Annotated in this window: 1 pseudogene; it reads right to left on the minus strand. The window is 69.5% G+C overall.

Features of this window, described 5'->3' with window-relative positions:
• A pseudogene (locus A3764_RS17145) lies at window positions 1-624 on the minus strand (type III polyketide synthase); the annotation flags it as partial.
• Window positions 625-630 lie beyond the last annotated feature (6 nt).

A 630-nucleotide genomic window follows, 5' to 3' on the forward strand; every position in this document is an offset into this window, starting at 1 on the left:
GAGCCCGGTTTCATCCACGTCCCAGCCCATGATGGGAAGGGTGTCGGGCCAAAGGTGCTCCTGCCCGTGGCCCAGTGTGATCCCGCCCGCCGCTGCTGCGCTGTCGCTGGTCAGGACCGCCGCTGCCGCCCCGTCCCCGAAGAGAACGGTTGCAATGATATCGGCCTTCTGAAGCCGGTCGTTGCGAAAGGAAAGCGAGCAGGTTTCCACCGTGACCATCAGCACACTGCTGCCCGGTTGCGCCGCCGCGAGCCGCCGCGCCACCGACAGGCCCGTGACCCCGCCCGCGCAGCCCAACCCGAACACCGGCACGCGCTGCACGTCGCGGCGGAACCCCATGCGCCGAAAGGCCTGCGCCTCCAGCGTCGGGGTGGCGATCCCGGTGGAGGACACGGTGACCACGGTGTCGACTTCGGTCGCTGTCATTCCCGCATCCGCCAGCGCCGCTTCGGCCGCGCCGATGAAAAGCGCGGTGGCCCCCTCCAGATAGGCGGCACCGCGATCGGCCCAGCCGTGGTCTTCGGTGAACCAGTCGAGCGGCTGGACGCTGTAGCGCATGTCCACGCCCGCGTTCTCGAAGGCGGGAACCAGCCTTTCGAACTGCGGATACCGGGGGCCGAGCAAGCGGCG

The organism is Sulfitobacter sp. HI0129 (assembly GCF_001635395.1).
Taxonomy (GTDB): Bacteria; Pseudomonadota; Alphaproteobacteria; order Rhodobacterales; family Rhodobacteraceae; genus Sulfitobacter.